Origin of the sequence: Streptomyces sp. SID486, from assembly GCF_009865385.1 — a bacterium.
In the GTDB taxonomy this organism is placed as follows: domain Bacteria; phylum Actinomycetota; class Actinomycetes; order Streptomycetales; family Streptomycetaceae; genus Streptomyces.
Map to the genome: position 1 here is coordinate 1 of NZ_WWJT01000299.1, position 11,365 is coordinate 11,365.

An 11,365-nucleotide genomic window follows, 5' to 3' on the forward strand; every position below is an offset into this window, starting at 1 on the left:
CCCGGGTGTCGACGGGGACGTAGGCCCCGCCTGCCATGAGCACGGCCAGCTGGGCGACGACGAGTTCGGCGGAGCGGTCCAGGAGCAGCGCCACCCGGTCCTCGGGCGCCAGCCCGTCGGCCACCAGCCGGGCGGCCAGTGCCGCGGACCAGTCGTTCAGGTCGCGGTAGGTCAGCCGGCGGTCGCCGTCGTGGACCGCGATCGCGTCCGGGGTGCGCCGGGCCTGTCCGGTGAACAGGTCCACGGGGCTGCTCGGGGCGGCCCGGCGGGCGGTGGTGTTCCAGGTGGCCAGCAGGTCGCGGTCGGCCGCGGTGAGCAGGTCGAGGCCGGCGAGGTCGGCGTCGAACCCGTCGGCGAGGGTGGTGAGCAGGGCGGCCAGCCGGTCGGCGGCGCGTTCGGCGGTGGCGGGGTCGAACAGGGCGGGGTCGTAGGCGAGGTCGAAGCCGAGCCGGTCGGCCAGGTGGGCGCGCAGGCACCAGGGGAACGTGGTGGCGTCGTCGGCGCGCACCTCCTCGACCCGGACGCCCGTGCGGGCGGTGGCCGACTCGTCGACGGGGTAGTTCTCGAACACCACCATGCTGTCGAACAGCGGTTCCCCGGTGGGGACTTCGCTGACGGCCTGGATGCGGGGCAGGGCGAGGAAGTCGAAGCGGCGGGCGTCGCTCTGGCTCTCCTGGAGCCCGCGCAGCCAGGGCAGCACGGGTCCGGCGGGGATACGGACCCGTGCCGGCACGGTGTTGATGAACATGCCGATCATGCCTTCGACGCCCGGCAGTTCGGCCGGACGGCCGGAGACGGTGGTGCCGAACACGACGTCGTCCCGGCCGCTGGAGCGGGCCAGCAGCAGCGCCCAGGCGCCCTCGACGACGGTGTTGACGGTGAGCCCGGCCCGGGCCGCGGTCTCCCGCAGCCGTCGTGAGACGTCCGCGTCCAGCTCGCGCGGGACGGCGGCGGCGGACCTCGCGCGGTGGGCCTCGGCGGGGGTGCGGTCGTAGGGCAGCGGGGTACGGGCGGTGAACCCGGCCAGTGCGTCGGCCCAGTGCCGCTCGGCGGCCGACTCGTCCTGTTCGCGCAGCCAGTGCAGGAAGTCCGCGAAGGGCCGGCGTGCCGGGGGCGCCGGGTCCGGACCGCCGGTCAGCGCCGCGTAGCGTTCGCACACCTCGGTGAGCAGCTGTCCGGTGCTCCAGCCGTCGAGGACGATGTGGTGGGTGGACCACACCAGCAGCACCTCGTCGCCGGGCAGGGCGGCCAGGGTGAGCCGGGTGAGCGGAGCGGTGCCGAGGTCCATGCCGGCCGCGCGGTCCTCGGCGAGCAGCCGCTCGGTGGCCTGCGCGCGCTGTGCGGGCGTGAGGGTGCGCCAGTCGAGGTGGGTGACGGGCAGTTCGGCGTGCCGGTGGACCACCTGGACCGGGTGGGGCAGGCCGTGCCAGTGCACGCTGGTGCGCAGGGCGGGCGTGCGGTCGGCGACCTGCTGCCAGGCGGTGGCGAAGGCTGCCAGGTCGGCCACGCCGGCCAGCCGTACGGCCGTGCGGTCGAAGTAGGCGTGCTCGGTGTCCACCAGGCCGTGGAAGAGCATGCCGGACTGGAGCGGGGTGAGCGGCAGGACGTCCTCGACGTGCCGGCCGGTGCCGACGAGCCGGTCGAGGCGGTCCTGGCCGAGGCCGGCGAGGGGGAAGTCGGAGGGGGTGCGGCCGCCCGCCTCCGGGAGGGCGCAGTGCGCCACGATGTCCCGCAGGGCCGTGAGGGTCTCCTCGGCGAGCCGGCGGACGGTGCTCTCGTCGTAGACCTCCGCCGGGTAGGTCCAGCCGAGTTCGAGGCGGCCCGACTGGACCACGCCGGTGATGTCCAGCAGGTAGGGGCGGGGCTCGTCCGGGTCGGTGTCCCGGCCGGCCGGGGGAAGCGAGCCGCGGAACAGGCCGTCGGCGCTGCCGGTGTCCCACTGCCCGTGGTAGTTGAAGCCGACCTGGGGTGCGGAGGTGCCGGCGAGGGGGCTGCCGGGCACGAGGTGGCGCAGGGCGCCGTGGCTCAGGCCGTGCAGCGGTACGGCGCGCAGCTGTTCCTTGACCGAGCGGAGGGTGTCGTGCCAGCCGGCGTCCGGGCCGGCGGTGAGCGCGAGCGGGAACTCGGCGGTGAACCAGCCCACGGTGCGGGACAGGTCCACGTCCTCGAAGAGGTCCTCCCGGCCGTGGCCCTCCATGCCGAGCAGGACGGTGTCGCGCCCGCACCAGCGGGCCAGGGTGCGGCCGAGGGCGCTGAGCAGGACGTCGTTGACCTGGGTGCGGTAGGTCTGCGGGACCTTGCGCAGCAGGGCGTCGGTCGTCTCGGCGTCCAGGGTGGCCGTGAGGGTGGCGGCGGTGCCGTGGGTGTTCGGGCCGGGCCGTCCGGCGGGCAGTTCGGCGGGGGCCGTTCCGGTGCGGGTCCAGTACGCCAGGTCGGCGTCCAGGGCCCCGGAGCGGGTGTGCCGGTCGAGCCGGGCGGCCCAGTGGCCGTAGGAGGTGCCGGGGGCGGGCAGCCGGACCGGCTCGCCGGCCGCCGCCGCACGGTGGGCGCTCGCCAGGTCCGCCAGCAGGATGCGCCAGGAGACGCCGTCGACGACCAGGTGGTGCGCGGTGACGACGAGTTGCCCGGGCCGTGCGGGGCCGCGGTCGAGGTGCAGGACGCGCAGGACCCGCCCGGTGGTGGGATCGAGGGCGGCCTGGGCCTCGTCCGTGAGCCGCTGGACCTCGCTCTCCAGGGCCGCGTCGTCCTGCCCGGCGACGTCGTGGCGGGTGAAGACGCCCTCCGGTGCCTCGGGCAGGACTTCCTGGCGCCAGCCTTCGGGACCATGGCGGAACCGGGTGCGCAGGGCCGCGTGCCGGCGGACGAGGGCGTCGGTGGCGGCGCGGAGCGCCTGCCGGTCGGCGTCCGGGGCGAGTTCGAGGCGCTGGGTCATGGTGAAGCGGAGCTTTCCCGCGGGGTCGCGGCCGTCCAGGTACCAGTGCTGGATCGGCGTGAGCGGTGCCTCGCCGGGCGCGGTGTCGGCGGCCGTCTCGGCTCGCGGCGCCGACTCCTTTGTGCGCAGCGCGAGTTCGGCGACCGTCTGGTGGCGGAAGACGTCTTTGGTGGTGAGGGCGAGGCCGGCCTGCCGGGCGCGGGAGACGATCTGGATGCTGAGGATGGAGTCGCCGCCGAGCGCGAAGAAGTTGTCCCGCGCGCCGACGCGTTCGACGCCGAGCACCTCCGCCCAGATCGCGGCCAGGCGTTCCTCCGTGCCGGGCCGGGGCGCGAGGTACGGGGTGGCGCCGTCGGGCTGCGCGGGCGGGGCGGGCAGGGCACGCCGGTCGGTCTTGCCGCTGGTGGTGCGGGGGATGCGGGCGAGCGTGACGAACGCGGCGGGCACCATGTGGTCGGGCAGGGTGCGGCGCAGCGCCAGGCGCAGGGCGTCCGCGGACGGGACGCGGTCGGCGGCGGGCACCACGTAACCGACGAGCATGCGGCGGCCGGCGTGTTCGCGCGCGGTGACGGCGGCGTCGGCGACGTCGGGGTGCTCCAGGAGGGCGGCCTCCACCTCGCCGGGCTCGATGCGGAACCCGCGGATCTTGACCTGCTCGTCCACCCGGCCGAGGAACTCCAGCCGCCCGTCGCGGTCCCAGCGGACGCGGTCACCGGTGCGGTACATCCGCTGCCCCGGCGCTCCGAAGGGGTCGGCGAGGAAGCGCGCGGCGGTGAGTCCGGGCCGGTTGAGATAGCCGCGGGCCACCTGCTCACCGGCCAGGTACAGCTCGCCGGGCACGCCGGGCGGCACCGGGCGCAGGGCTCCGTCGAGCACGTGGGCGCGCAGGTTGCCGCCGGGGCGGCCGATGACCGGGTGGTCGGGCCGGTCGGCGCACCGGCCGTAGACGGCGTCGACGGTGCACTCGGTGGGCCCGTACATGTTGTAGACCGCCACGCCCAGCTCGCGGTCGGCGCGGACGAGTTCGCGCCAGCCGGCCGGGGTGACGGCCTCGCCGCCGACGAGCAGCAGCCGGGGGTGGTGGCGGCCCGGGGCGAGCAGGCCCGCGGAGGTCAGTTCGCGCAGGAAGGAGGGGGTGACGTTCACCAGGTCGAGGCGGTCGCCGGCGACCTGGGCGCAGAACGCCTGCGGGTCCAGGCGTACGTCCTCGTCGATGAGGTGGACCTCGTGGCCGAGGGCGAGCAGCAGCGGTCCTTCCCAGGAGGTGTCGAAGGAGAAGGAGGCGCTGAGGGCGGCCCGCAGCCGCCGCCCGCCGGTGGTGTGCGGGGCGAGCAGGCCCGTGCGGTGGTCGTGGCAGAGGTTGACCAGCTGCCGGTGTTCGACGGCGACGCCCTTGGGGCGGCCGGTGGAGCCGGAGGTGTAGACGACGTAGGCGGTGTGCCGGGGCCGCAGGGGGCGGACGCGGTCGGCGTCGGTCGGGTCGTGGGCGGGAAGCCGGTCCCAGGGCACCGCGCCGAGGTCGGTCAGCAGGGTGTGCGGCCGGGCGTCCCGGACGAGGAAGTCGGCGCGTTCCGCCGGGAGTTCCGGGTCCAGGCAGAGCAGGGCCGCGCCCGCCTTGAGGACCGCGAGCAGCGCCACGACCAGCTCGCAGGTGCGGGGGAGCCGGACGGCGACCACGTCGTCGGGGCCGGCGCCCAGGGCGATCAGGTGGTGGGCGAGCCGGTTGGCGCGTTCGTTCAGCGCCCTGAAGTCCAGGGTGGCGTCGCGGGCGGCCAGGGCGGTGTGGTGCGGTGTGCGGGCGGCCTGGGCCTCGAACAGGGCGGGGAAGGTGGTGTCCGGCTCGGGCAGACGGGCGCCCTCCGCCCAGTGGAGCACCTGCCGCCGTTCGCCGCCGGTCATCAGCGGCAGGGCGCCCACGGGCTGCCCGGGGTCGTCGGCGGCGGCCTCCAGCAGGACGCGCAGCCGGGCGGCGAGGCGTTCGGCGGTGTCGGCGTCGAACAGGCCGGTGTTGTACTCCAGGTATCCGGTGAGGCCGTCGTCGCCGGCCACGAAGTCGAAGGCCAGGTCGAAGGTGGCGTTGCGGACCGGCGGGGTCACCGGCTCCACGGCGAGGCCGGGCAGCCGGGGCGGCTCGGCACCGAGGTTGTGCAGGGCGACCATGACCTGGAAGAGCGGTGTGCGGCTGGTGTCCCGTTCGGGCTGGAGGGCGTCCACCACGCGCTCGAAGGGCACCTCCTGGTGGGCGAAGGCCTCCAGGACGGTGGTGCGCACCTCGGCCAGCAGCTCCCGGAACGGCAGGCCGGCGCGGACCCGGGTGCGCAGGACCAGCGTGTTGACGAACATGCCGATCACGTCGTGGAGTTCGGGCCGGTCCCGGCCGGCGGTGACCGTGCCGACGGTGACGTCCTCCTGGCCCGCCCAGCGGGCGAGCAGGACCTGGCAGGCGGCCACCAGCGTCATGTAGAGGGTGGCGTCGGCCTCCCGGCCGCGCTCGCGCAGCCGCTCGGTCAGCGCGGCGGGCAGGGTGAACGTCACCAGGGCGCCGTCGCGGGTGCGGACGGCGGGCCGCGGCCGGTCGGTGGGCAGCTCCAGCGGGGTCGCGCCGTCCAGCACCCGCCGCCAGTGGTCGAGTTCGCTCTCGGCCCGGTCGGCGCGGGACCGCTGCCAGGTGGCGTAGTCGGTGTAGCGGACGGGCAGGCCGGGCAGTTCGGGGCGGCGGTCGGCCAGGGCCGCCGCGTACAGCTCGCCCAGGTCCCGGGCGAGCACGCCGCCGGACCAGCCGTCGGTGACGATGTGGTGCACGGCGAGCACGAGGACGTGCTCGTCGGGGCCGAGCCGGGCCAGGCGGGCGCGCAGCAGGGGCCCGGCGGCGAGGTCGAAGGGGGTGGCGGCCTCGCGGTCCAGGAGGGCGTCCAGGGCCGCGGGGCCGGCGAGGTCCTCCACCGGGAGGTCCACGCGGCGGGGCGGGTGCACGATCTGCCGGGCCCGGCCGTCGTGTTCGGCGAACGTGGTGCGCAGGGCCTCGTGCCGGGCGACGAGGCCGTCCAGGGCGGTGCGCAGCGCGGCGATGTCGAGCGTGCCGCGCATCCGCAGGCCGGACAGCGTCGTGAACTCGGTGCTGCCCGGTTCGAACCGGTCGAGGAACCACAGGCGTTGCTGGGCGTACGACAGGGGTGCCGGGGTGTCCGCCGGGGCGGCCGGGATGGTGTCGGCGGTGCTGCCGGTCCGGGGCTCGCCCAGCTCGGCCGCCAGGTCGGACAGCGTGGGGTGGGTGAACAGCAGCCGGGGCGAGACGTCCGGGCCGAAGGCGGCGCGCAGCCGGGAGGTGACGCGGACGGCGAGGATGGAGTCGCCGCCGAGGGCGAAGAAGTCGTCGTCGGCGCCGATCTCGCCGGTGTCCAGGACGTCGGTCCAGGCGGCGGCGACCAGCCGTTCGGCGGGGGTGCGCGGCGGGGTGCGCGTGCCGTCGGCGGCGAAGCCGTCGGGGCCGGGCGCGGGCAGGGCACGCCGGTCGAGCTTGCCGTTGACGGTGAGCGGCAGCCCGGCCATCGGCACGTAGGCGGCCGGGACCATGTGTGCGGGCAGCAACCCCGCCAGATGGGAACGGAGTTCGGCGGCGGGCGGGGGTGCGGCGGCGGTGTCACCGGTACCGGTGCCGACGACGTGGGCGACCAGCCGGCGCGTCCCGGCGGAGTCCTCGTACACGCCGACGGCGGCGGCACCGACGCCCGGGTGGGCGTGCAGGGCGGCCTCGATCTCGCCGGGTTCGATGCGGTAGCCGCGGATCTTCACCTGCTGGTCGGCGCGGCCCAGGTACTCCAGGGTGCCGTCGGCCCGCCAGCGGGCCCGGTCGCCGGTGCGGTACATGCGGGTGCCGGGCCGGCCGAACGGGTCGGCGGGGAACCGGGCCGCGGTGAGGCCGGGCCGGTTGAGATAGCCGCGGGCCAGGCCCTCCCCGGCGACGAACAGCTCACCGACGGCACCGGGCGGCACCGGCTGGAGGGTGTCGTCGAGGACGTAGAGCCGCAGGTCGGGTATGCCGGTGCCGATGGGGGTGGCGGTGCCGGGGCGGGCCAGGGAGGCGTCGAGGCCGGCGTGGGTGACGTGCACGGTGGTCTCGGTGATGCCGTACATGTTCACGAGGCGGGGCGCGGTGTCCGGGTGGCGGGCGTACCAGTCGGCGAGCCGGGTCACGTCCAGTGCCTCGCCGCCGAAGATCACCGTGCGCAGCGCCAGCCGGCGGCCGACGTCGGGGCGTTCGGCGTCGGCGCGGATCAGCGGGTAGAAGGCGGAGGGCGTCTGGTTGAGGACGGTGACCTGTTCGTCGGCGAGCAGGCGCAGGAAGTCCTCCGGGGAGCGGGCGGTGTCCTCGGGGACGATCACGAGCCGACCGCCGTGCAGCAGCGGGCCCCACAGCTCCCACACCGAGAAGTCGAAGGCGTAGGAGTGGAACAGCGTCCACACGTCGTCGGGGCCGAAGCCGAACCACTGACGGGTGCGGGTGAACAGCCGGACCACGCCCGCGTGCGGGACGACGACGCCCTTGGGCCGGCCGGTGGAGCCGGAGGTGAAGATGGCGTAGGCGGGGCTGTCGGGCAGCGCTGCGGGGGCCGGGCCGGCGGCCGGGCGGCGGGCCAGGTCGGCCCGTACCGCGGGGTCGTCCAGTGCGATGCGGGGCACGTCCGGGCCGGCGGGGGTGTGTGTGGTGGTCACCAGGGCGACCGGTGCCGCGTCGGCGAGCAGCTGCCGGAGGCGTTCGGCGGGCTGCCCGGGGTCGATGGGCAGATAGGCGGCTCCGGTCTTCAGGACGGCGAGGACGGCCACCACGAGGTCGGTGCAGCGGGGCAGCGCGAGCGCGACGAACGTCTCGGGACCGGCGCCGAGTTCGGCGAGCCGGTGGGCGAGGCGGCTCGCCCGTGCGTCCAGCGTGGCGTAGTCGAGGCGGTCGTCGCCGCAGGTGACGGCCTCGGCGTCGGGGGTGCGGGCGGCCTGTGCGGCGAAGAGGCGGTCCAGGGTGTCGGCGGGCCGGCCCTCCTCGGTGCCGTTCCAGTCGGTGAGCATCCGCCGGCGTTCCCCGGCGGTCGTCCAGGCGAGGGCGCGCACGGGCCGGTCCGGGTCGTCGGCCAGCTCGGTGAGCAGCAGGCACAGCCGGTCGGCGAGGGCGCGCACGGTGGCGGCGTCGAACAGCTCAGGGTCGTAGGCGAGGTCGAAGCCGAACCGCTCGCCCTGGTAGGCGCGCAGCACGAGCGGGTAGTTGGTGGCGTCGCGGGCGCCGACGTCGGCGAGGCGGATCCCCGAGCCGGCCGAACGGGCCTCGTCGAAGGGGTAGTTCTCGAAGGCCACCATGCTGTCGAACAGCGGGCTGCCGGCGGGTACGTCGCTCAGCGAGGTCAGCTCGGCCAGTGACACCGCGGCGAACCGCCGCGCCTCGGCCTGCGCCTCCTGCAGCTCGCCGAGCCAGGCGGCGGCGGTGCGGTGGCCGTCCACGCGGACACGGGTGGGCAGGGTGTTGATGAACATGCCCACCATGGACTCCACGCCGGGCAGGTCGTCGGGGCGTCCGGAGACGGTGGTCCCGAACAGCACGTCCCGCTCGGCGCTGTAGCGGGACAGCAGCAGCGCCCAGGCGCCCTGCACCACGGTGCCGAGGGTGAGTCCGGCCGTACGGGCGGTGCGGGCCAGCCGCGCGGAGACCTCCTCGGACAGCCCGGCGGTGTGCACTCCCGCCGAGCGGGTCTCGTGTCCCGGGCGCCGGGCGCGGTCGGCGGGCAGCGGGGTGGGGGTGGCGAATCCGGCGAGCACCGTGCGCCAGTGGGCGCGGGCGGCCTCGCCGTCCTGGCCGGCCAGCCAGCGCACGTAGTCGCCGAACGGCCGGCGCGCCGGGGGCCGGGACACGGCGCCGGTGGTGAGGGCGGTGTACTCCTCGAACACCTCGGTGAGCACCTGGGCCAGGCTCCAGCCGTCCAGGATGAGGTGGTGGGAGGTCCACAGCAGGTGCAGCCGGGCGTCGGGCAGCCGGACGAGGGTGAGCCGCATCAGGGGGGCGGTGCCGAGGTCCAGGCCGCGTGCGAGGTCGTCGGCGCGCAGCCGGTCCAGCCGCTCGGCCCGCTCCCGCGCGTCGAGCTCCCGCCAGTCGAGCCGGTCGACGGGGACGGCCACACGGCGGTGGACGACCTGGAGGGGCACCGGGACGCCCTCCCACACCACGGAGGTGCGCAGGGCGGGGGTGCGGTCGGTCACGCGCTGCCAGGCCAGGGCGAGGGCGTCGGGGTCGGTCACGCCGTCCAGGAGGAGGGCGGCCTGGTCCACGTACACGTCGTCCGGTCCGCCGACCAGCCGGTGGAAGAGCATGCCTTCCTGGAGGGGGGTGAGCGGCAGCAGGTCGTCCACGTCCCGGCCGTCGCCGACGAGGCGGTCCACGCCGGCCTGGTCCAGGCCGGCCAGCGGGAAGTCGGAGGGGGTGCGGCCGCCCGCGCCGGGCCGTGCGCAGTGCTCGGCGAGGGCGGCGAGGGCCGCCACCATGCCGTCGGCCAGCTCCCGGACGGTGCCGGGCCGGTGCACCTGGTCGCTGTAGTGCCAGGTGATCTCCAGTTCGCCGTCGGTGACCAGCGCGGACACGTCCAGGAGGTGGTCCAGGGGCGCCGCGGGGTCCATGTCCCGGCCGGGGACGTCGGCGACGGGGGCGAAGTCTCCGCCGGCGGGCGCCTCCCACTGGCCGTGGTAGGTGAAGCACACCTGTGGCAGGGGCAGTTCGCCGAGGGCGCGGGCCTCCGGCCGGGGGGAGCCGAGGTGCCCGAGCGCCTGGTAGCTCAGGCCGCGGCGGGGTACGGCCCGCAGCCCTTCCTTGACGGCCTTGAGCGTGCCGCCCCAGTCGTCCGGGCCCGCCGGCGTCAGGGTGACGGGGTACTGGGTGGTGAACCAGCCGACCGTGCGGGACAGGTCGGCGCCCTCGGCCAGGTCCTCCTCGCGGCCGTGGCCCTCCAGGGCGACGGTCACCCGGTCGGCGCCCGTCCAGTCGGCCAGCACCCGGCCCAGGGCGCTCAGCAGCACGTCGTTGACCTGGGTGCGGTACACGCCCGGCACGCGGCGCAGCAGGGCCTCGGTGGTGGCGCGGTCCACCCGGGTGCGGACGGTGTGCACGGACCCGGCGGTCGGTGTGCCGGGGAGGTCGACGGGGAGCGGGGTGCGCGGCGGCGCCGTCTCCCGGGTCCAGTACGGCAGGTCGTCGTCCAGGTCGCCGTTCCTTACCCGTTCGGCCAGGGTGCGCGCCCAGTCGGCGAACGGGGTGTGCTCGGGTTCCGGCCGCGCCTCCTCGCCGGCCGCGGCCTGCCGGTAGGCCCGCTCCAGGTCGGTGAGCAGCACGCGCCAGGAGACGCTGTCGACGGCCAGGTGGTGGGCGGTCAGGAACAGCCGGGGGCGCTCCGGGCCGGTGAGCAGGGCCGCGCGCAGCAGGGTGCCGGTGGCCGGGTCCAGGGCCCCGCGGGCGGCTTCGGCGGCCTCGGCGGGCGAGGTCCCGGGGCCGTGGCGGGTGAGGAGTCCGGTGGCCGGTCCGGTGCCGGGGTGCTGCCGCAGCCCGTCCGGCGTGCCGGTGAACGACGTGCGCAGCGCGGGGTGCTGGGCGACGACGGCGGCCAGGGCCTGTTCCAGCGCGCGCTCGTCGAGGTCGCGCGGCAGGTCGACGAGCATCGACATGCTGAAGTGCCGCAGCGGGCCGTGGGTGGCGAAGAACCACTCCTGGACCGGGGTGAGCGGGGCGGGACCGTCCTCGCGCGGGCGCCGGGGCGCGGGCACGGCGGCCGTGCGCCGGGACGCGGCGGCGGCCAGGTCGGCGACGGTCTGGTGCCGGAAGACGTCCTGGGAGTTGATCCGCAGGCCCGCGGCGCGGGCGCGGGAGACGGCCTGGATGCTCAGGATCGAGTCGCCGCCCAGCTCGAAGAAGTTGTCCGTGACGCCCACCCGGGCGACCGCGAGCACCTCGGCCCAGATCCCGGCGAGGGTCTCCTCGTCCGGGGTGCGCGGGGCGACGAACTCCCGTCCGCTGCCGCCGCCTTCGAGGTCGGGGGCGGGCAGGGCACGCCGGTCCAGCTTGCCGCTGGTGGTCAGCGGCAGTGCGTCCAGCGGGGTGAAGGAGGAGGGCACCAGGGCGTCGGGCAGGACCTGGCGCAGGTCGGCCCGCAGGTCTGCGGGGGCGGGCCGGGGCGCGCCGGGGGCGGGGACGACGTAGGCGGCGAGGCGGGTGTGGCCGTGCGCGTCGGGCACGGCGACGACCGCGGCCGCGGTGAGGCCGGGCAGGGCGAGCAGGGCGGCCTCGATCTCGCCGGGCTCGATGCGGTGGCCGCGGACCTTGACCTGGTCGTCGGCGCGTCCCAGGTAGTCCAGGCGGCCGTCGGCGGTCCACCGGGCGAGGTCTCCGGTGCGGTACATGCGGGTGCC

Annotated in this window: 1 protein-coding gene; it reads right to left on the reverse strand. The window is 76.2% G+C overall.

Annotated features, from left to right (window positions below; translation table 11 throughout):
* On the reverse strand, positions 1 to 11,365 hold an 11,365-nt coding region (locus tag GT045_RS13970), incomplete at both ends, for a non-ribosomal peptide synthetase (protein WP_161334357.1).